We start from the raw sequence: 20,030 nt of genomic DNA, 5'->3' as shown, positions 1-20,030 counted from the left end.
AAAAAGCTGGCTACCATATCAAAATCTTAAAAGGATTAAACTAGAGTGATTTTCTCAGCTTGTGGACCTTTTTGACCTTGAGTGATTTCGAATTCTACTTTCTGGCCTTCAACAAGAGTACGGAAGCCGTCACCTTGGATTGCAGAGAAGTGTGCGAAAACGTCAGGACCGTTTTCTTGTTGGATGAAGCCGAAGCCTTTAGTTTCGTTGAACCACTTAACTGTACCAGTAGCTTTGTTAGACATGTTTATTTCCTAAATATCTAATTTTATGTAAATCTTCGCCTAATCGGCGCTTATAGCGTGGAAAAATAAATTGCTATTGCGTACCACAGGACGGGGGAATTACGAGTAATCCAACGAAATGTGAAAACAAAGAACTTTCTTTCTAGCCGTGTTCGAGTCTAGGTTAATTACGGGTATAGTCAACATTTATTGCTCTATCAAAGGCAAATATTTGTATCTAGTCACTTTTTATACAGTGTTTTTTTGATGAAATTTCAAATAAATGACGTTGATGTGAAGTTTTTGAAGAATAAAATGAAAATAATTCTACAAATTTGACTATTTTATCTAATTATTGTCCAATCTGGTTCGACCATTACGGAGGATCTATGGGAAAGAAAAAACTCAATCCTCAGCCAAATGAATTGAATCAAGATACCGAGTTTGGCAGAGGGGAAATCAAAGACAACGCACTTAAAGCGGTCGTCACCAGTCAACTGTTTAGAACGCGAGTTGTGAAAGCCAAAAAAGGCAAAGGCAGCTTCAACCGGAAAGCGAAGCATAGAGGCAAAGAGCCCTATTCAAAGTTCTCACTAAAGTGGATTTTGAATAGGGCTTTTTTCTTGTCTGAAAGTAATGGTGAAGCGGTGTTCTAGCGTTCTATTTTTGGCGAGTAAATCGAGTAGGCTGTAATTTGCCCTGCAACGATGGCAGAGAACATAAACAGTGCTGAGAGACCAATACTCGGAATCGGAAGGATCGATTGTTCAAATACCGACTGACTTGCACTGACCAAGACGCGACTGCCTGGAACCAGAATAATGATGCCCTGAACAATGTAGATAGAACCCGTCAGCTCCATCTTTTTCGCAATCCATGTGCCGTAAAGTGTAATCAGAACGGTCGTTACCCAAGTTCCAACTACCCAGCCACTTTCGAAGCCGAGATAGAATGGCCCCCACATCCCCAGCATCGCGACAGGCAACCCAAGCAGTATATCGATAGGGCGAGCGTTAAAAATCACACCAAGACATGCTGAAATTAAGAACAAGCCACTAATGTGCATCCAAATCGGGATTTCATTGGTGTAAGCAATAGACTGAGCTTGTCCCCAAATCGCTTCGCCAATGTTCAGCCCCATCGTGATACCAACAAACAGTTTGATCAGTGTGAGAGCGCATTGTCCTAGTAAACTGGTACCAGACACCAAATCATTAAACGCCAAACATTCGAGTGAGTTAGCGATGGAGAGGCCGGGCACGAATAAGACAATCGTCGCGATACATAGCGCCCAAACAGGGATCGGAAGTCCAGTGCTAGATAGATAAGCGACAATAATGCCGGTGAACAACGCAGCGATAAACTCAACCGCAATTGCGCGTCTCGCCCGGCAAACTTGCTGACATCCCCAGACCATAAAACCGAGAATAAAAGCAAAGCCGACCGCCTCTAAGGTGCTGCCAACCAACATCAAGTATGCGGGTGGAATGCCCATGTTTGCCAACGCGATAACCCACGAAGGGTATCCTGCAGGTTCTGGAACGGGTTCGCTACTCGGTTGGTTGATACGGATGATGGTATTCGCGAGCAAGCTGAGGTTAATTGATGCCGGCTTGAGTCGCTTGAGCACGACGGCGTTGTTGTCATCAGGAAACTGATAGTTGATCGCGGTAGGTGTAGCTTGAATCATCACATCCACGCCATGTTTTTGCGCGTAGTGTTGAGTGTATTTTTCTACTTTGTAAGGCGCACAGCCACTACGATGCAGCGTATCGCCAATTTCGACGATTTTGTTAATTCTATATTGAGAAGGCATGGCGAAAGCGAAAATTTCGGGTCACAAAAAAATTGCGCGTAAGTTAACAAAGTGATTCTTATCGAGCGAATAATCATTACTTTTTTTATGTGATTTTGTGGGCTGTGTCAGGTGTTTTTACGCGCAACGATAAAACCTAAGAAAGCAGAATGTATTTATCGCACTTTTATCCATATAAATTTCATAATAATTCGCGATGGATTAATAAAATATTATGGTAATAAAGTACCGTTTTTCAGCACAAAGGTACTAATTTAGATTCATATCAATAAGAGTCACTTCCCATCATTAAAAGCTCTGCTATACCTTTAGTTCTAATTAAGTCTTAGATAATACTTTCGGATAGGTTGGCGAGAAGTAGGTATGGCTCTCATACGTTATAGTACTTATGGTTGGAAAAGCGCAACATTTGGCATCGCTCTGATGATCGTGAGTGTGTTTTACAGCGCCGCATCCCAAAGTCATGAGACCAAACAAGGCACCTTGATTGTTGCCAATTCCAAAGCTTGGAAACCATTCTCTTATCTTACTCCAGATGGCGAGCCACAGGGCATTTTGATTGATTTCTGGCGTGAGTACTCTGTTCGTAATGATGTGCACGTTAAATTCCTTCTGCTTGATTGGGAAGAGTCTTTACTCGCAGTTAAGGAGGGGCGTGCAGACGTCCATGCGGGGCTAATATATTCCGAAGCACGAAGCCAGTACTTGAATTTTGGTACGGTGATCATGCCCATTGATACCCAACTTTACGTGAATAAAGATGTGTTCGGTTTGGACATCAACTCAGTGCTTGAAGGCGAATCTGCGATGGAAATTGGCGTAGTTCGTGGTGGATTCGAAGAGCATTTTATTCGTAAACGTTACCCAAACGCGGCGGTAAAGCTCTATTCGAATAATGATGCAATGTTAGATGCGGTGGCAAAAAAGAAAGTTTTCCTCTTTGTTGCTGACACTCAAGTGTCGAACTTTTACATGGCCACGACACCCGAGCCTGTGGCTTTTTTACCTGCTGTTCACCTTTACAGCAAAAACTTACGAATTGCCTCGGGAGAGGGCAGTCCTAAATCGATTGATGAGATCTCCAGAAACTTCGAGAGAGTGATGGAGGCGGATAAAGATCGCATACTCAGCCGTTGGATTCATATCAAAACTGTTTATCCGGCCTATCTGGCGCCCTTGGCCGTGTTCGCTTTGGTTATTGCCGCCATGTTCCATATCTTTTCACTGAAAAGAACGGTGGCGTTGCGAACTCGGCAGTTAACTTTAGCCAACCAACAATTGTTTGAGTTGACCCTAACAGACCCTCTTACCAAGCTTTATAACCGACGTCATTTGATTGAAAGGTTGGCGACATTAAGCACAGTAAAAAGAGACCTGACGGTTATGGTGTTTGATATTGATGACTTCAAATCCATCAATGATCAATTTGGTCATTTAGCTGGAGATCAAGCAATCGTTGCTGTTGCGAATACCGCGAAATCGGTAACCGATGAAAAGGTGACATTAGCTCGAATTGGCGGCGAGGAATTTGCGTTGGTGAGTGTGTCACTATCGGCAGAAGAAGCCCAAACGCTGGCGTGTGAAATCTGTACTCACGTTAATCAAATGCCAATCCCATTAGATGGTCAGAACATTCATGTGAGCATCAGTCTTGGTTGCGCGTATTATCCTAAGTTTGATGAGACGCCAAGCCTGCAAGATGCTGATCAACTTATGTATCGTGGGAAAGCCAGCGGCAAGAACCGTGCGGTGTTCCAAATCATCAACAGAAACAAAGTGGAACCATTACTTCGTAAAGCTCAGTAAAACTTTGAGCGAGCTCTCGCTGACCTTCATCCTCTCCTTGCTATACTGATTTGAACTCCCTGTTTTTATTGTCATTTCTGACGCGAATAATGTTGGATTTCAGTGTCGAGGACGGTTATGCGTACTGCTTTGTTATCTCTATTGTGTTGGTCCATTTCATTTACTGCTGTGGCTGAAAGTGCTTTTGATATCGTGCAAAAGTCAGATCGAGCAATGCGCGGTGATTCCAGTTATACCGAATCTACAATGGAGATCATTCGTCCTGATTGGACTCGGTCGATGACCATGAAGAGTTGGACAAAAGGGACGGATTTGTCTTTGGTGTTGGTTACGGCGCCAGCCAAAGATAAGGGCAGCGCTTCTCTAAAACGACAGAGAGAAATGTGGAACTGGGTGCCGAGTATTGAACGCGTCATCAAAATTGCGCCATCTATGTTGAGCCAATCGTGGATGGGCTCTGACTTCACCAACGATGATTTGATCAACCAGTCTTCTATCGTGGTCGATTATCAACATGAATTAAAAGGCGAGGATGTGTTTGATGGCGACAAGGTTTGGGTGATAGATGCTGTTGCGAAGCCCGATGCTCCTGTAGTTTGGAGCAAAGTAACGTTGTGGATTTCCAAGTCGACCTATCTGCAGCGCAAAGTGGAATTCTACGATGAGTTTGATGAGCGAGTGAACGTGATGACGACTTATGACGTGAAAGAGCTCGGCGGGAGAAAATTGGCGACCAGAATGGAAATGCAGCCGCTTGATAAGCCTAAGAACAAAACCGTACTCATTACTCACCAAGCACAGTTTGATTTCGATATCGATGACAGCTTTTTCTCTCAGCAACAGATGAAATCGCTGCGCGACTAAGTTTGGATAAATGAACGGCTAAAAGAAGAAACGGATAATCAAACATCAACGGAAGGAAGCGAATCAATGCTTGTGAAACTGGCTTGGCGAAACCTCTGGCGACAAAAGCGCAGGACACTACTGACGGCGTCTGCGTTGGCATTGGTGCTGTTTCTTTCGCTGATTACGCGAGCGTTTCAAGAAGGCAGTTATACGTCCAATATCAAAAATGCAGCCAAGTTTTATACGGGTCTGATTCAACTGCAAAACCCCGAGTTTGGTGACTCTTCCAGCATTAATGATGTCTTGCCGCAAACCAACACCTTCATTTCAGCGGCGAAAAACAATCCCAATATTGATGTGGTATTACCTCGGGTAGAGTCTTTTGCTTTAGCCGCAAAAGACGAACGCTCAAAAGGCGTGATGGTACTAGGCGTTGAGCCTGAAGCGGAAGATCAGTACTCCAATATCAGCGACAAATTGATTGAGGGAAGCTACATCCAATCAGGGCAAAAAGCAGTGCTAGTTGGTGGTGGTTTAGCGAATTATTTGCAACTCAAGGTTGGCGATGAACTGGTGCTATATGGTGTCGGTTATCGAGGACAGACCGCGGCAGGTTTGTATCAAATCTCGGGCATTCTTCATTTTCCTTTGCAGCAGCTTGATTCTCAGTTGGTGTACATGCCGCTCGATACTGCGCAAAACCTGTATTCATTGGATGGCCAAGTCACCGCATGGGTTTTGAATACTGAGAGTCTAAGAGACTTACCTGATACCGTTGAACAACTTAAAGCCGAGTATGGCAAAAATGTCGCCGTGAAGGATTGGAAAGAGTTGTCGCCAGAAATGGCACAGCAAATCGCCTTAGATAAAGCGGGCGGTATTTTCTTGATTTATATTCTCTACGGCATTGTTGGTTTTGGCTTGTTTGCGACTATCTTGATGACAACATTAGAACGCCAACGTGAGTTTGCTGTCATGCTGGCAACCGGAATGCTGCGCTCCAAGCTCGTCCTTCTGCTCACGATAGAGTCTCTGTTTATGTCCGTCATTGGCATCCTTATTGGGCTTATTGTGAGTGCCCCTGTGTTGGGGTATTTCTACTTTAATCCAATCGAAATTACCGGCGATGCTGCCAAGCTCATGCGCGAAAGTGGTTTTGAACCTATTGTGCCTGTTTCGCTCGACCCACACTTACTGCTCAATCAAATCGCCGTCGTGCTGTTCATTCTTTTATTATGTCTGCTTTACCCAATGGTTCGCGTGTTTCGAATGCCAATTGCGGCAGGGTTAAAAGGAGGTGCTCATGCTGGTTAAGTTGGCGTGGCGTAACTTGTGGCGCAACAAGTTGAGAACCTCAATTATGCTCGGAGCCATGGTATTTGGCTTGATGGGCGTGGTTGCCATGATGGGATTCATGAATGGCTTGGTCGATAGCATGATCAAGAACGCCATCTCTTGGCAAACCAGTCATTTGCAGATCCAGCAAAAGTCCTACTTAGTCAATCCAGAGCTAAAAGATGTGATTCCCGATGCGGATAAGATAAGCAAAGTGTTGGCGAGTAACCGAGAAGTGAAAGCCATCTCTGAGCGACTATTAGCAGATGGCATGATAGCGTCTGCGCGCAGTACACGAGGTATTCGCATCAATGGCGTTAATATCGATCAAGAGCAAAACATCACGCCACTCTCGAAACATATTGTCTACGGGGAATGGCTGAGCGAAGAAGGCAGAAATCCGATTCTAGTATCGAGCAAGATAGCTGAGCGATTAAAGCTACGCGTTGGCTCCAAAGTGGTACTCACTCTGTCTGATGTCAATGGGGAGGTCGCCGGTGCAGCATTTCGTGTTCGAGGTATATTCAAAACACCATCGACAGGGTTTGATGACGGTAATGTTTACGTCCGAAAAGTGGATCTTGAAAAGGTGGCGGGGCTGAGTGGTACACACGAAATCGCGATCCTCCTTACTTCTAATAACGATGCTGAACTCAAGCAGTTACTGGCGTTCACTCACTCTATTTTGCCGCCGGAAAGTCAAGGTTTGCTCAGTGTGAGACCTTGGCAGGAGATCCAACCTTTGCTCTCGACCATGATGAGCACGATGGATGTTTCCAACCAAGTAATGCTGGTGGTTTTTGTGCTGGCGATGACCCTTGGCATCATCAATATCATGCTGATGTCGGTGTTTGAACGCACACGAGAGTTCGGTGTGTTAATGGCTGTCGGCATGCAAAAACACAAGATACGTTTGTTGATTGTTTTTGAAACCTTGTTCCTCGGATTAAGCGGTTGTGCGCTTGGGTTGCTCGGGAGTGCAATTATGCTCAAGGTGCTAAGTATTACCGGATTGTCGCTGGCTGGTATGGCGGAAGGGCTAGGGGCTTATGGCGTGGATACCTTGCTTTACCCACGGGTATCGATAGCGGAATATCAAATGATCATTGTCGCGATTTTTGTTGCCAGCTTTATCGCAGCCCTGTATCCCGCACGACAAATTTTGAAGCATCGACCAGTGGATGCCATGGCGGAGAAAAACTAATGACCATCAAACTAGAAAACCTAACTAAGATTTACAACGCCGATGGTGATTACCCTGTGCACGCAGTGCAGTCGGTAGACTTAGAGATTAAGCAGGGGGAATTTGTTGCGATCATGGGACCATCCGGTTCGGGTAAAACGACGTTGCTGAACATGATTGGCGGTATTGATGCTCCAAGCTCTGGCAAGGTGGAAATCGATGGTTGCATGATTTCATCGATGTCAGAAAAAGAGCTGATTGCCTATCGTCGCGATAATATAGGCTTCATCTTCCAAGACTACAGTTTGTTACCTGTGTTAACCGCGCTTGAGAATGTGGAATTCGTCATGCAGCTGCAAGGTAAAACCGAGCGAGAGTGTCGTGAACGTGCGACGTCCTTACTTGAGCAAGTGGGATTGGCGGAACAGATGAATAAGGTGCCTGGTAAAATGTCCGGCGGGCAGCAGCAGCGTGTTGCGGTTGCTCGTGCTTTAGCGCCAAAGCCTCGTTTTGTCATGGCGGACGAACCTACTGCCAATCTAGACGCCAAAAGCACCGCGGAGTTGCTCGACATTATGGAGCAACTTAGCGAACAAGAGGGGACGACGTTTATCTTCTCGACCCACGATCCGCGAGTGATAAAACGTGCACACCGAATTATCGTGTTTGAAGATGGTCGTTTAGCGCGTGATTTCAGTAATATTGATAATCGCGCAGAGAGGTCGCATGCATAGAGCTGTTTCCTATTTGTCTGCGACTTGCACCAAAGCTCTCCATTTCTATACCGGCTTGTCTAGAACAAAAGTAAATGCAGTGTTTATTAAGGCATTAAGTCTTTCATTGCTTAGTCTTCAGGCTGGTTCTGCCTTGTCTGCTGTCCCCGGATTGGAGCCTCAAAAGTCATGGGATTTGGATGGTTACATCAAATACATGGCAACCTATAGTATTCCTGATGGAACTGATAATACGTTCGATAACCTGATACACAATCGACTTAACTTTGAATACCGTTTTTCCTCTAACTGGCGTATGAATGTTGGGCTACGAAATCGAGCACTTTGGGGCGATTCTACCGACTTTCCTGGCTATGCCGATTTGGTTGCGTTGGATTCTGGTTACATGGATTTGAGCAAAAACTGGCATGAAGATGATGTGGTCATTAACAGTCAGCTTGATCGTCTATATCTCACTTGGCAGCAAGATGACTGGGGAGCGCAACTAGGGCGCTTTCGTATCAATTGGTCGATGAATACGATATGGAATCCAAACGATATCTACAATGCGTATTCGATTTACGATTTTGACTATGAAGAGCGAGCAGGCACGGATGCGGCCATGCTGAGCAGAAAATTAGGTTTTGCCGATGGGGTAGATTTGGTGTTTTCACCAGCTCGTCAGTCAGGACAAGACAGTGCCTCACTGCGTTATTTCGCCAATCAATCGGGATGGGATTATCAGTTTATTGCAGGACGAGCTCGGATGGATTACGTACTCGGCGCTGGTTTTGCAACGGATGTGTTTGATGCGGGTTTTCGTGGAGAGCTCACTTGGTTTGATCCCATTGATCCAGAATTTGAGGGTGAACCGACCAAAAAGACTACAGTTGCCAGTATTGAATCGGATTACAGCTTTGGCGGCAAACGCAGCTGGATGGGGCGTGCAGCGTGGTTATTTATCTCTGAACCGCAAGATGCATCAAGCGCATTGGCGTATTTGAATCTTCCTCTCGATGCAAAAACGTTGAGCTTTACACGAAATACATGGTACGCCGATGTGAGCTTTGATTTAACCCCGTTAAACCGCGTCACAGTCTCGACCAGTTACTATGATGATCACTCTTATTTCATAGGAGCATCGAGCAACTATTCCCTCGCAAATGACTGGCAATTGCTCACGGTAGTCCAAAGCTTTAACGGTAGCAATGGCAGCTTGTTTGGCGAAGTACCTGCGACTTTGTTGTTTGCTAATGTAAAGTACAGTTTTTAAATATATGTTTTAACAATGAATTTATCTAACGGTTAGTAAGTGAAACTCTTCTATCAACTCTGATGTAAATACGATACTGAATGTTGCTCCATAAATCCCAACCCGCTCACGCTTTAACAGTTGAGTGCAGGGTTGATATGAAATTAAATGCAATTTCTTGGTAAAGCTAAAAAGCCTTGTCTACACTCAACGTAAAACGAATGTTATTCGTTGGGTGGCATATTCATTGAGCCACGGAGAAAAGTAGCCAAAGAGCTACACCAGTAAAGTTGGCTGATAAGGACGGGGAAATGAACAACGAGTGTTTTGCTAGGTCCCGAGGTGTCACGGATGAGATGCCAATGAAAGAAACGTTTTCTGCAGGTAAAGATCCTTATGCACATTACCTAAAAGACATCGTGGGGATTGATTTACTCTCTCGAGAAGATGAACTGCATTATGCCAAACTCAATCGAGCGGGGGACAAAGAAGCGCGCGAGGTGATGATCGAATCTAATTTGCGTTTAGTGGTGAAGATTGCCAAAAGCTACTTAAAACGTACTGGTAATAACTTCACGCTGCTTGATTTGATTGAAGAGGGCAACATTGGCTTGATCAAAGCCATCGACAAGTATGATCCTGAGCCGGGTTATCGCTTTTCAACTTACGCAGTGTGGTGGATTCGCGAAAACATTGAAGCGGCATTAATGAACAACGGCCGCACGGTGCGTTTACCTGCTCACGTATGTAAAGAGATAAATAGCCTTGCGTCGAAAAAGCACGATGCGAGCAAAACCATGAGCAAAGACATTTCGATTTCAGAGTTGTCCCATTGTTCAGGCGTAAAGGTGGAACGTGTTGATGAGTTAGTCGCGTTGAGCGGCTTTATCGATGTTTCAACGACTGTCGACCTTAATCATGCGCCATTTGTGCTCGAACAGTGCGAAAGTGAATACACAACAGACCCACAGCAAGATTGCGAAGACCACTGCTTTACTCAAGCATTAGAGCACGTCGTCAACACATTGCCTGTGAAGCTGCAGCAAGTGTTAATTCATCGCTTTGGCTTGTTTGAACATAACGTGAAAACATTAGCTGAAGTCGGGGACTTACTGAATGTCTCTAACGAACGCGTGAGACAAATGCAGAAAGAGGCAGTAGAGCGAATACAAAAACGTCTTCAGTTTGATGGATGGGTGTAATATCAGTTCAATAGCTTCTAAAAAGCCAGCGTTGTTGCTGGCTTTTTTCTATCTGCGTGTTGCTCAGTTGGTCTTTGCTTGTTCTTCGGCAAAAAGCAGTAACTCAAGTTGTGCTTTTGCGGAGGGTTCCAGTGTCCAGATGCTCAACATGCGGTTAAGGGCTGCTCGATACACTCTGCTCTTGAGTAAGAAAGCTAGAGTACTCGTGTAGTTGTTCACCACTTGAGTTTGTGTTGCCACTAGCTCCGCTTTGTTTGCGATGTCGATTTGCTCGAGATTGAAATCAGGCAAAAATGCACACTCGTACCACACCTCGACAATCTCGCGGATTTCGAGTTCTTCTTCAGGCACATCAAAGTCCTGCAATGCGTGGTTTTCCGGTATCGCTGATAAATAAACCACATCCAATTTGTCAGCAACAAATGTATACATCTGAATCCTAAATACCTCTAAATCTCGGTCGAATCATCTCTCTGGTTTATATCTTTGTCAATTGTATCTGTCTGATTAAAGAGTTAATTGTGAATAAGCGCCACAGTATTAACTTAAGCTGTTTAAGTATTTGTCTGTTAAGCCAAAATATTTCAAGTTGCCGTCTGGCTCTAATACCAAACTCATGTTCGAAGTGGCGATCAACCCCGGGTCATTGGTAGAGAACACCACGGTTTTGTTTAGCAATTTATCGGTGAACAAGCGGTTGAAGTACTGGGCATTTTCTTGCTCAGCGCCATTAAATGGTTCATCAATGATGATCAGTGATTGTTCACAGCTTCCAAGCCCCAGCGCGAGGCGCAATTTCTGTTGAATACCGTTAGGTAAATTCTTGCATTTATCTACGCTTAGCTGAGTGTTCAATCCTTCTGGCAACCACGCATCGAGTTCGAAAAAGCTCACCATCTCTTGCATCTTTTCTGTAGGGATGAGTCCATTATGCAAGATGAAGTTGGTCTCCAGAGAGCCTTCAAAAATATGCAAATTAAACGGGATGTAGTTAATTGAGGTTCGGTAACGATAGCTGTTGAACTGTTTGATGTTGTAACCGTCTACTGACACTGCGCCTTGGTATCTATCTTCTAAACCCGCAAGAATGGAAATTAGCGTGGTTTTACCGCAACCAGTCGGTCCACAAATCACCACCTTCGCCCCTGGGGCAATTTTAAATCCGAGATTGGTTAAGCCTGTTGCTGCGCCAGTGTAGCGATGGCTCACACCGCTGCCGACAATACTGCCTTGGAAGAGGCGAATAGGGGGGCTTTTCTCCAACGTTAGCTTGTCGTCATTCATCGCCATAAGGTTGTTGATTTGCGCAGAGGACGCCTTAATGGATTGGAATTTGGAAATGGAGTTGTAGATACCCATTATCGGACCTAACGCCTTCCAGACTAAAATCACAGTTGCAAGCATAGCGCCTGCGTCTGACGTGCCATCCATTACACCGATAACCGCGGTCACGATACTTGCGGTACCTATCACCTGAATCAAACTGCCACCTGCGGCTTGAACTTTGCTGTTGGTCACCGCAACGTTTTCTGCATCATTGGTGCTTTGCATGTGTGAAGCGCTGAAGCGAGATTGAATAACGCGCAGCAAAGGCAAGCCTTGGATGGTTTTGATGCCGCGAAGAATCTCATTCCATTGGTAAGAAACCATGGCGTTAGCGCGAGAGCTCTTTGACGTGGCTTGTGAATAGATGTATCGAGAATAAACACAGAACACCAACATCAGAATCAAACCCGCCATGACGACCAGTGCAGCGGTTCCTGACATGATGGCAATCGCGACAATGAACACGATAACAAACGGCATGTCGAAGTAGCTCAAGGTAGACTCTGCCGTTACCAATCGGCGGAATGTGTCGATGTCTTTTAAACGCGCCAGCTGAGAAGACACGCCGGCGGTGGATGTCATCGCATAAGGGAGCCATAACAGCTTGGAAATAACAGCTTGAGAAATGTGCACCGCCAAATCCTTACCTGACGTGGCAATGATGTTGACCCGCATCTTCTTGAAAAAGTATTCCGAGAACCCAACAATCACCGCAAACAAGGTGAGCCAATAGAGCGTGGCTTGCGAGCTAGACGTCAAGGCGAAGTTGTACACGCTCATAATAAAGAAGGGTTGGAGCGCGCCCAAGATACTGATGACAAAGCTCAGAATAATCAAGCTTTTGAGTTCATTGTTGTAGCGATAAAACGCGTATTTAATCCAGTTACTGCGGTCTTGAGATTCTGGTGGCGGCTCTCGGAACAAGCGTGAGTATTCGCTGATCGAGACCAACAAACATGGCTTTTTGCAGAGCGGGTATTCAATGGTGTTGTTATTGGTGTAATCAAACAGGATCAGTTTGCCATCTTTGGTTCCCAAGAAAATCGCCGTGAGGTTTTCTATCTCGATAAAACAAGGGTGAGGGTGTCCCTCGATGTGCTCCAACGTTTTTAATTTGGTGACGTCACAACGGTAACCAAGGCGTTCAATCGTGGCGATAAAACTGTCGCTGTCTTTTGGTTTAGGGATAAAAGCGTCACTGAGGATAGAAGGTGTGCCTTCCCATTCAAGCGCAATGAGGGTGTAAGCTAAACCACGAATCAAAGGTGACTGATTGTATCGCTCGTCATAACTGCGAGCCTCAAAGTCCAACAAGCGCTGAGGGACATTATTAAAATCAACCAAAATACTCATTGGTCACCTCCGGTAAGTTTGACGCGTTTGAGGCGATGATTGAGTTTGTCCATCTTATTGCTGACGATGATGAGTATTTTGTCGTTGGCGCGATAGGCGGTACTAGTCAAAACCAATCGAGCAAAGTCGTCGTCATAAACACAGTCGATGTCGTCGAAGATCAACACACGTTTGTTCGCGAGTAAGGCACGCACCAACAACAAGGCATAAGCGACTTGGCGCGAGAATGGGTTGCGTAAATGCCCTTTAAGCTCGGTGTAAAAACCAGCGGGAAGGGCATCGATTTGTGCTTTGATGTTCATGGTTTCGCAAAGCGCAAATGCGGTGTTGTTTAAGCTCGGGCGGAAACAAGTCAAGTTGTCGATGATGGTGCCTTCGACGAACGAACTGGTTTTGTCGACCATGAGCACGCTATTGCGCCAGACGTTGTAATTGACGTCATCGAGCGGTGTCTCGTTGATTTGGATATCGAGCTTGCTGTCGGTGTTTTGCCGCGTAATGCAATTGGCAAGATGGGTTTTGCCTGCGCCGCTTTTCCCCGTCAGCAAGTAAGCCTGACCACGTTCAAACTCGATGCGTTGCTTTTCCGAATACTTCACCGAGATGCGCTCGACTTCTGTCGTGTCATTTTGTTGTTCTACAGATGCAGCAAGCTCAAGCAACTCGGCGATACGTTGAATATGAAGCTTGTTCAACTCCCAGCGGCTCACTGTGCGCATCACTTGCTGGTATGGCGCGAAGTAACGGTTGGTAAGCATGATGATGGCTGCCATGATGCCTTGGCTCGATTGCATGTTGATAACTGCCGTTGCCAAAACCACCACCACACAAGCAATGGAGAGCTGTTGTATGAGCGAAAGGATAAGGCTGAAGTTTGATTCGATTTGCTCGTATTTGATGTTCTCGACTTCACGCTCTTCCACCATTTGTGTCATCAAGCTCTCAACGCGATATTCCATATTGCGCGCTTTGATATCGAGTGGGCTAGAGATGATCTCGATGATTTTCGACGTGGTTAAGCCTTCGATGTCGGATTTGTTTTCTAGGCTGTTGATTTTTTGCTTGGAAAGACTGAGTGCGAACACTGCCAAAATGATGGAGGCGAGCAAGATGGTCACCCCTGCCCAGATGTTGATCAGACCGATAATCAGAATGGTCAGTATGCTGACGGCAAGGTTGATCAATGCCCGTACAGATTCTCCGCCAAAGAAGGATTTAATCTCAGGGATGGTCGCAATACGCTCTAGGTATTCACCGGGTTCTAGGCGACGAAATTTCGAGATCTCAGCCAAACAGATGGATTGAAACACTTTGTTAGTTAAGTTGGTTTCAAACTGCTTCATGATCACCGACGAAATCTTCTCTTCCTGATTCTTTAGGTGATAGTCGAGGAAGATGGTGATCAAGATAATGGCAAACAGAAGAAACAGCGTGTCTTTGGCTTGGTTAGGTAAAACACGGTCAAAAATAATGAGTATCGAAAAGGGCAGTACTAAGCCAAACAGCGTCGAGATGACCGTTGAGAAAGTCAGATAACACTTGTCAGTAAAGTTAATCTTCTGGGAAAAATGCTCAGTTTGCATTGCGACCTCCTTTCTTAATCGATGGTTTGGAGAGAAGGTGTTTTGGAACTAAGTCTTGATTGCTTCTGCCTTCGATATCGCTCATCAATTGCATGATGCTTTCGATGGATTGCACCGACAACATACCTTTGATTTGCTCAAGATTGATCGATTCAATGATGTAGTCATAACGCGCGCTCTCGTAATCACGTAGCGCGCTAAACAGTTTACTTTCTGCTGCCAGTAAGTCGGTAATGGTTCGCGTACCAAGCTGGTAAGCGCGCTGAATGCCTTTGTAGGAGGCGTAGTTAGCTCGGATGATGTTCTCGTAACTGCTAATAGCGCGGGAGAAGTCATTAATGTTGAGTACCGAGGTGTTAACGCTATTGCGCGTCGTGAACAACGAATCTTGGTAAAGTAGCTCGGTTCGCTCGATAGCAGTTGAAGATTTTTGATAACCGTAATAATCCGAACCGCCGGAGAAAATCGGCACATTCAAGTTCAAACCGACGCTGGTGGAGTTACTGTCCCCTGTTGCGGTGGGGTCGGTTCGGTCATAGTTGTTCGCATCGTCGTAACGGTAACTGGCAGAGAGCGAGACGGTCGGCACAAAGTTTGAACCGCTTTCTTTCAAGCCTCTTCGGCTGCGTTCTACGGTTTTCTTCGCAACCAATAAATCGTTATTGAGCTTCAAAGCTTGTTCAAGAATCGCACGTTGTTCGGACTCGCTGATTTCTGCCAAGGGCACGCTTTCGTAGATGTCCTGCGATGGGGTGACCGGGTATTGAACTTGAATCTCTAAACCGTTCAAAATCACACGTCGGTCTTTCTCTAAGGTTCTTAAGCGATTGGCAATGCCTTCTTTCTGAGCAATCACCTCATACAACTCGCTCGCCGCAGTGTTGCCAAGCTCCACGTTGCGACGCATTTGGCGCTCACGTGTTTCAGAAGATTTAAGCTCGACTTTGGTGGCTTTGATTTGCGCGTTGTTTTTCAGGTACTCGAAATATTGCGTCGCGATTTCAGAAATGGTGCTCTGGATTTTGTTCTCGTGCTTGATTTCTTCAATGTTGAAATCCAGCTTCGCGGTGCCGTATTTGAAGATGTCGCCAAGGTTAAACACCGATTGGGATAAAGACACGCTGTAGCTGTTTGAGTTGTAGCTAGAACGCGTATCTGGTGTTCCCGTTAATATGGTCTCGTTTTCATTCCATGTAGTATCAGCGGCACCGTTTAAAGAGGGCAGGAACTTAGAACGGCTAATGTCGATGTTGTATTCATTTTCTTCCACGCCTTTGTCACTAGCGCGCAGAGATAAATTGTTTTCCAAGCCGAGTTTGACCGCCTCAAGCAAGGTGGTCGCCATTGCTGAAGGAGCATTGCTCAATGTAAGCGCTGCCAATACGCAGCTAGTTAAGTTTCTGTACCGCCACATACTTGTTGATCACCTTGATGATTTCGTCGTTTTTATAAGGTTTGCTGATCACGTAATCCATTCCAGCTTCGATACAAGCTTGGTGTTCATTACTGCTGGTCAATGCTGTCGCACCTATGATGGTGCAAGGGTTTTGTCCGCTCTCTTGTTCGTATTGTCGAATGCGTTTGGTTGCTTCAATACCGCCCATGCCAGGCATGATGCAGTCCATAAAGATGATGTCCGAGCGTTGATTCATGAAGTGCTGAACAGCGTCTGCGCCATCGCCAACGGTGTCGGCTTCGTATTCTTGCTTGCTCAAAATACGTTTGAGTAGAATCTGTTGAACACGGTCATCTTCCACAATCAGGAATGAGCTGTTCTCCATCTGATCTTCAGAGGCTTCCGCTTCCATGATTGCTAAAAGATTGGGGATGAACTCATACGGAATCGCAGGAGAGTTCAGAATCTTGTCGACAAAGGTATGGCTCTCTTGTGCTTGCTGAGTACTAGTGACTGAAAGCAGCAATTTAGTATTCGGGTGATTGCGCAGTTGCGATTTCACTGTTTTGCTCAGTGAGGGCAGCTTGTTTGGCTCGAACGTGTCAGTCAGCATGATGGCGTCGTATTCGCCAAAGGTTTTTGCCGCAGAGAAGAGCTCGTTCGGCGTGCGAATTGGTGTGATCTCTAATCCCAAGTTGATTAACATTTTGTTCATCACATCAATGCGCAGCTGAGAGTTGGCACACAGTAATAGGCGCTTATTGTCGAAGCGAGTTTTCTCGGTGTGGAAGCTTTTGGCTTTCAAATCGAGCTGAATTTGAAAACGTTCCTGATTGCCCGATTGATACCAATGGCTTTCGTAATAGCCGTAATCTTTCAGTACGCTTTTTGCCAAATCGTCTTTGGTTGCAGTGTGCTGTTTATGGTCGCTCCAGTGTAGAGTATTGAGCTTGGCAAACGGCACATCCAGTGTGGTTAAGAAGTTTAGATTGATGGTCAGGCGGGTGTTTTCAATGTCTGACGCCGCGCCCGATTCAATGGTGACAAACAGTTTTTTGTCGGCTTTGAGTTGGATGGCATTCGATAGCTGTAGGAACAACACCCAGAATAAGCTGGTGGACTGTCCTTCAACACGGTTTGGTAAGTTATCCGAGATAAAGCAGTCTAGCTCACCTTCATTTCGCTGCACTTTTGAACTGATGTGAATCATCAATTCAGACAGTACATTTAGCAGTGAAAACTCTTTCGATTTGCTCTCGGTCCCTTGTGAAATGAGTCGGTTGTAGTTCTCTGCCAATTCAGACAAGGTATTGGCAGCCGAGGTTATATCTTGCGCCATCAACACGCCGCTCTCATCGGTCTCTTGAACGAGATATTGCACGCCGCCGTTAATGGTGTTGGTGATTCCACGAATCTCGTAACCAATCAGAGCATAGAGTTGCTTGTAGAGATCGTTATTACGTTTTTGCTCTTCTAGTTTGCTGAAAATCAGTTTTAGGTGAGAGTAAATCTGACGCTGCTTCGGATTGATGCTCACTTCGTTCAGCAACTCTTCCAGCCTTTGTAAATCCAGTTGTTTGAGCTCTTGATAAAGCCCATCGAACTCTTGGTCAATGTCTCGCTCATTCGAACTGGATTTTTTCAGTTTTAGGATTGCCACTAAATTCGATAGAACGGCGATACCAACCAACACAACAACGACCATAAACAACCAAATGAAGAACTCGTTTTTCTCCATCATTAGGTCGCTCGCGTGGTTGTTAAACATGGTGCGATAGTTGTCGTCCATTTGTAGGTAGTTATTGGTGAGCGAGAGATACAGTGCCAACACATCGTCACGCGTTTTTGAGCTGTCCGAGAAGCGATTAATCGCCAGTTCAAGCTGCGTATATTCGGTCGCGCCTACCAAGCTAAACTCGGTTTTGTTGAGTGACGCGAGAGACTTAAACTGGTCAATTTCGTTCTTCAGAACCTCAAAATCGAGTTCTGTTGTACTACAATAACGCGCGGCTAAACAGCGCTGAAGCGTTTGGATATCAAGTTCGATGGTTTGGTTGAGTTGTTGAGCTTGAACTAACAGAGGCGCGTTTTGCACTTGCTCCACTGAATCCACTTTTTCCCAAGAGACATACAAATAAAAGGCGAGGGCAGCCAGCACCAAGCTGAAAGCAATGCTTAGGCGCATAACAGGAACGGAAATATTGTAAGAAGGTTTGTTACTCATCCATTACCTCTCATCGAACGCGTCTTCGATAGCCGACATAACCGGCTTCGCAGCGTATTCGATAACCCGACGTGACCCTGTTTTCACGTCGGCGGTAAACTCCATGTAAGGGGACAGTTTGTATTGTGTGCCTCCACGCTCTAGATAGTTTTGGCTGATTTGGATTTCAGCGAGGTAGAATTCAGCGTCCTCTTCTTCATAGGACGAACGGCTGATCGACGCGATTCGACCTTCCAAAAATCCGTACTTGGCAAAGTTGTAGGTGTCCATCTTCACTTTGACTGCCTGTCCGATTTCAACAAAGCCCATGTCTTTACGTGGAATCTTCGCTTCGCCGTGAAGAGAGTTATTAATCGGCGCAATGTCCGCGATACTTTCACCCGGCGGTATCACGGCAGAACGGAAATTAAAGTGCACTTTATCCACCACACCATCAATAGGGGCGTAGACCACGAGGCGATCCACTTTGTCTGAGTGTTGAGGACGAAGAATGCGTTTCAGCTTGAGATCTTTCTTCGCTTGAATGATTTGCGCTTGGTATTCGGAGTTGCGATTTTCCACCAAGTCACGGTACTGTTTTTCTAGCTTGTCGAGTTGGAAACGCTCATTCATGACTGACTCATCGAGATTTTCAATCTCACGCACCATGTTTGACTCTTGAACCTGCATATTCAGAACATCGACATAAGATGCCATTTCTTCTTTGTACAAGGTGTTCTTGATATTGAGCTGCTTACGAATCAAAGAAAGCTGGTTCTCGGAGCTTTTGCGGCGCTTAAGCATAGAATCAATCAACGAGTTCTTGTGATTGATGTCGTGAGTGATCAACTCTTCATTAGAGCGGTTTTTGGAAAACTCTTGTTGCCAGGTATTCATATTTACCTGAACCAATTCTGGGTATTTTTCGATGTAGGCAGAGAAATCGGGCTCTACCATATCGCGCAGGCTTTCATAACGGAGTTTGTCCAATTCGAGCTGAATGATTTCTGTGTTCACCGTATCGAGTTGAGTGTTTCTATCCAAAGAGCGAATTCGCGCAATGGGTTGACCTTCGTAAACCACTTCGCCTTTTCGCACTAACATTTCTTCGAGAATACCGCCTTCGAGGTGTTGCACTTTTTCTACGTCAGATTCCAGCAATAGCTCACCGCGCACCGACACCACAATGTCGATACGAGCTTGAGACGCAACGGCGATCGCCACCATTGAAAGCAAAAAGATAACCAGCAATGTTTTGTGTACGCTGGTCATCGCACTGGCTAGCACGATCGTATCGTCTGCAGTCACCTTCGAAGACTCGTTGTTGGAAACGAGTGCCTTTCTGAGGTGGTGTTCGATCTGCTTGTTACTCATGATCCACCTCGGTTATTCATCATCAGTGCTGTCATCGATAGAGTTCTCGATATCTAACAGCTGGCTAATTTGCTTGTTCACGTTGTTGAGCTCAGTTTTGATGTCCTCAATCAATTCATTAGGTGCAGGAAAGTGGTGCTTACTCAAATGCTCCAGCTTTGCCATCTTGGGTGGTAAATCATCATCACAAAGCAAGACCAGAATGGTTTTTAGCTTTTTTGAGTAGCCGCTCAGCTCTTCGAAACGGTTTTGTTTATGCAGCATTTCGATGTTGATCGCCGCGCTGCTGAAATCCTTGTAAAAATCTCCCAATAGCAATTGCAGCCCTTTGTGGCTGTTGTCGACTGAACGCAACAGATTCGTCATGTTTATCATTGTTCCACCGCCCTAATTGCTTTAATGACAATAACTAAGGATC

General features: G+C 45.5%; 17 protein-coding genes. 8 read left to right on the top strand and 9 right to left on the bottom strand.

The genetic code is table 11. From position 1 onward, the window contains the following. Positions 1-35: 35 nt before the first annotated feature. Positions 36-245, bottom strand: coding sequence for a cold-shock protein (locus VCHENC03_RS21405; RefSeq protein ID WP_005433440.1), 210 nt, complete (start codon positions 243-245; stop codon positions 36-38). Positions 246-613: 368 nt separating this feature from the next. Between VCHENC03_RS21405 and VCHENC03_RS21410 the strand changes: the two genes are divergently transcribed. Then, on the top strand, positions 614-880 hold the full coding sequence (locus VCHENC03_RS21410; protein WP_009704735.1) for an alternative ribosome-rescue factor A: 267 nt from the start codon (positions 614-616) through the stop codon (positions 878-880). Here the strand turns inward: VCHENC03_RS21410 and VCHENC03_RS21415 are convergent. Next, entirely contained in the window at positions 877-2,040 is a 1,164-nt protein-coding gene (locus tag VCHENC03_RS21415) for a threonine/serine exporter family protein (RefSeq protein ID WP_009704734.1), read from the bottom strand. The genes VCHENC03_RS21410 and VCHENC03_RS21415 overlap by 4 nt on opposite strands. A gap of 363 nt (positions 2,041-2,403) precedes the next feature. On the opposite strand from VCHENC03_RS21415, the gene VCHENC03_RS21420 reads away from it, so the two are divergent. From VCHENC03_RS21420 to VCHENC03_RS21450, 7 genes are all read left to right on the top strand, one after another. Next, the gene (locus VCHENC03_RS21420; protein ID WP_009704733.1) at positions 2,404-3,846 is read left to right on the top strand and encodes a transporter substrate-binding domain-containing diguanylate cyclase; all 1,443 of its coding nucleotides are present in this window, start codon (positions 2,404-2,406) and stop codon (positions 3,844-3,846) included. A 117-nt stretch (positions 3,847-3,963) separates the two neighbouring features. Then, entirely contained in the window at positions 3,964-4,710 is a 747-nt protein-coding gene (locus VCHENC03_RS21425) for an outer membrane lipoprotein-sorting protein (RefSeq protein WP_009704732.1), read from the top strand. Between the two features lie 66 nt (positions 4,711-4,776). Next, positions 4,777-6,006 carry an ABC transporter permease gene (locus VCHENC03_RS21430; protein WP_009704731.1) on the top strand — a complete coding sequence of 410 codons (1,230 nt, stop codon included), beginning with the start codon at positions 4,777-4,779 and terminating at the stop codon, positions 6,004-6,006. Next, a complete protein-coding gene (locus VCHENC03_RS21435; protein WP_009704730.1) occupies positions 5,996-7,231 on the top strand; it encodes an ABC transporter permease in 1,236 nt (411 codons plus the stop codon). Before VCHENC03_RS21430 ends, VCHENC03_RS21435 begins: the two co-directional genes overlap by 11 nt. After that, entirely contained in the window at positions 7,231-7,944 is a 714-nt protein-coding gene (locus tag VCHENC03_RS21440) for an ABC transporter ATP-binding protein (protein ID WP_009704729.1), read from the top strand. The genes VCHENC03_RS21435 and VCHENC03_RS21440 overlap by 1 nt, the downstream gene beginning before the upstream one ends. Next, positions 7,937-9,196: a hypothetical protein gene (locus tag VCHENC03_RS21445; protein WP_009704728.1), complete on the top strand. Its 1,260-nt coding sequence runs from the start codon at positions 7,937-7,939 to the stop codon at positions 9,194-9,196. The genes VCHENC03_RS21440 and VCHENC03_RS21445 overlap by 8 nt, the downstream gene beginning before the upstream one ends. 290 nt (positions 9,197-9,486) lie before the next feature. Beyond that, on the top strand, positions 9,487-10,377 hold the full coding sequence (locus tag VCHENC03_RS21450; RefSeq protein ID WP_032802095.1) for a sigma-70 family RNA polymerase sigma factor: 891 nt from the start codon (positions 9,487-9,489) through the stop codon (positions 10,375-10,377). Between the two features lie 63 nt (positions 10,378-10,440). Here VCHENC03_RS21450 and VCHENC03_RS21455 read toward each other — a convergent pair whose 3' ends face one another. The 7 genes from VCHENC03_RS21455 to VCHENC03_RS21485 form a co-directional block, all read right to left on the bottom strand. Continuing rightward, positions 10,441-10,809 (bottom strand): hypothetical protein, encoded by a 369-nt coding sequence (locus VCHENC03_RS21455; protein ID WP_005453700.1) that lies wholly within the window; start codon positions 10,807-10,809, stop codon positions 10,441-10,443. Positions 10,810-10,917: 108 nt separating this feature from the next. Beyond that, on the bottom strand, positions 10,918-13,056 hold the full coding sequence (locus VCHENC03_RS21460; protein ID WP_005442632.1) for an ATP-binding cassette domain-containing protein: 2,139 nt from the start codon (positions 13,054-13,056) through the stop codon (positions 10,918-10,920). Next, a complete protein-coding gene (locus VCHENC03_RS21465; RefSeq protein ID WP_009704727.1) occupies positions 13,053-14,639 on the bottom strand; it encodes an ATP-binding cassette domain-containing protein in 1,587 nt (528 codons plus the stop codon). The genes VCHENC03_RS21460 and VCHENC03_RS21465 overlap by 4 nt, the downstream gene beginning before the upstream one ends. Beyond that, positions 14,629-16,053, bottom strand: a complete 1,425-nt coding sequence (locus VCHENC03_RS21470; RefSeq protein ID WP_017821589.1) for a TolC family protein — start codon at positions 16,051-16,053, stop codon at positions 14,629-14,631. The genes VCHENC03_RS21465 and VCHENC03_RS21470 overlap by 11 nt, the downstream gene beginning before the upstream one ends. Beyond that, complete coding sequence (locus tag VCHENC03_RS21475) at positions 16,028-18,259, bottom strand: ATP-binding response regulator (protein ID WP_009704726.1); 2,232 nt, start codon at positions 18,257-18,259, stop codon at positions 16,028-16,030. The genes VCHENC03_RS21470 and VCHENC03_RS21475 overlap by 26 nt, the downstream gene beginning before the upstream one ends. A 3-nt stretch (positions 18,260-18,262) precedes the next feature. Beyond that, positions 18,263-19,612, bottom strand: a complete 1,350-nt coding sequence (locus tag VCHENC03_RS21480) for an HlyD family type I secretion periplasmic adaptor subunit (protein WP_009704725.1) — start codon at positions 19,610-19,612, stop codon at positions 18,263-18,265. A gap of 12 nt (positions 19,613-19,624) precedes the next feature. Beyond that, positions 19,625-19,978 (bottom strand): hypothetical protein, encoded by a 354-nt coding sequence (locus VCHENC03_RS21485; RefSeq protein WP_009704724.1) that lies wholly within the window; start codon positions 19,976-19,978, stop codon positions 19,625-19,627. Positions 19,979-20,030 lie beyond the last annotated feature (52 nt).

Source organism: Vibrio sp. HENC-03 (assembly GCF_000305755.2).
GTDB classification, from domain to species: Bacteria; Pseudomonadota; Gammaproteobacteria; order Enterobacterales; family Vibrionaceae; genus Vibrio; species Vibrio owensii.
This window is presented reverse-complemented; position numbering and strand designations above follow the sequence as displayed.

Bases quoted from the DNA above. Each gene is read 5' to 3' on its own strand.
- VCHENC03_RS21405 (WP_005433440.1), bottom strand. From the start codon at position 245: ATGTCTAACAAAGCTACTGGTACAGTTAAGTGGTTCAACGAAACTAAA.
- VCHENC03_RS21410 (WP_009704735.1), top strand. From the start codon at position 614: ATGGGAAAGAAAAAACTCAATCCTCAGCCAAATGAATTGAATCAAGAT.
- VCHENC03_RS21415 (WP_009704734.1), bottom strand. From the start codon at position 2,040: ATGCCTTCTCAATATAGAATTAACAAAATCGTCGAAATTGGCGATACG.
- VCHENC03_RS21420 (WP_009704733.1), top strand. From the start codon at position 2,404: ATGGCTCTCATACGTTATAGTACTTATGGTTGGAAAAGCGCAACATTT.
- VCHENC03_RS21425 (WP_009704732.1), top strand. From the start codon at position 3,964: ATGCGTACTGCTTTGTTATCTCTATTGTGTTGGTCCATTTCATTTACT.
- VCHENC03_RS21430 (WP_009704731.1), top strand. From the start codon at position 4,777: ATGCTTGTGAAACTGGCTTGGCGAAACCTCTGGCGACAAAAGCGCAGG.
- VCHENC03_RS21435 (WP_009704730.1), top strand. From the start codon at position 5,996: ATGCTGGTTAAGTTGGCGTGGCGTAACTTGTGGCGCAACAAGTTGAGA.
- VCHENC03_RS21440 (WP_009704729.1), top strand. From the start codon at position 7,231: ATGACCATCAAACTAGAAAACCTAACTAAGATTTACAACGCCGATGGT.
- VCHENC03_RS21445 (WP_009704728.1), top strand. From the start codon at position 7,937: ATGCATAGAGCTGTTTCCTATTTGTCTGCGACTTGCACCAAAGCTCTC.
- VCHENC03_RS21450 (WP_032802095.1), top strand. From the start codon at position 9,487: ATGAACAACGAGTGTTTTGCTAGGTCCCGAGGTGTCACGGATGAGATG.
- VCHENC03_RS21455 (WP_005453700.1), bottom strand. From the start codon at position 10,809: ATGTATACATTTGTTGCTGACAAATTGGATGTGGTTTATTTATCAGCG.
- VCHENC03_RS21460 (WP_005442632.1), bottom strand. From the start codon at position 13,056: ATGAGTATTTTGGTTGATTTTAATAATGTCCCTCAGCGCTTGTTGGAC.
- VCHENC03_RS21465 (WP_009704727.1), bottom strand. From the start codon at position 14,639: ATGCAAACTGAGCATTTTTCCCAGAAGATTAACTTTACTGACAAGTGT.
- VCHENC03_RS21470 (WP_017821589.1), bottom strand. From the start codon at position 16,053: ATGTGGCGGTACAGAAACTTAACTAGCTGCGTATTGGCAGCGCTTACA.
- VCHENC03_RS21475 (WP_009704726.1), bottom strand. From the start codon at position 18,259: ATGAGTAACAAACCTTCTTACAATATTTCCGTTCCTGTTATGCGCCTA.
- VCHENC03_RS21480 (WP_009704725.1), bottom strand. From the start codon at position 19,612: ATGAGTAACAAGCAGATCGAACACCACCTCAGAAAGGCACTCGTTTCC.
- VCHENC03_RS21485 (WP_009704724.1), bottom strand. From the start codon at position 19,978: ATGACGAATCTGTTGCGTTCAGTCGACAACAGCCACAAAGGGCTGCAA.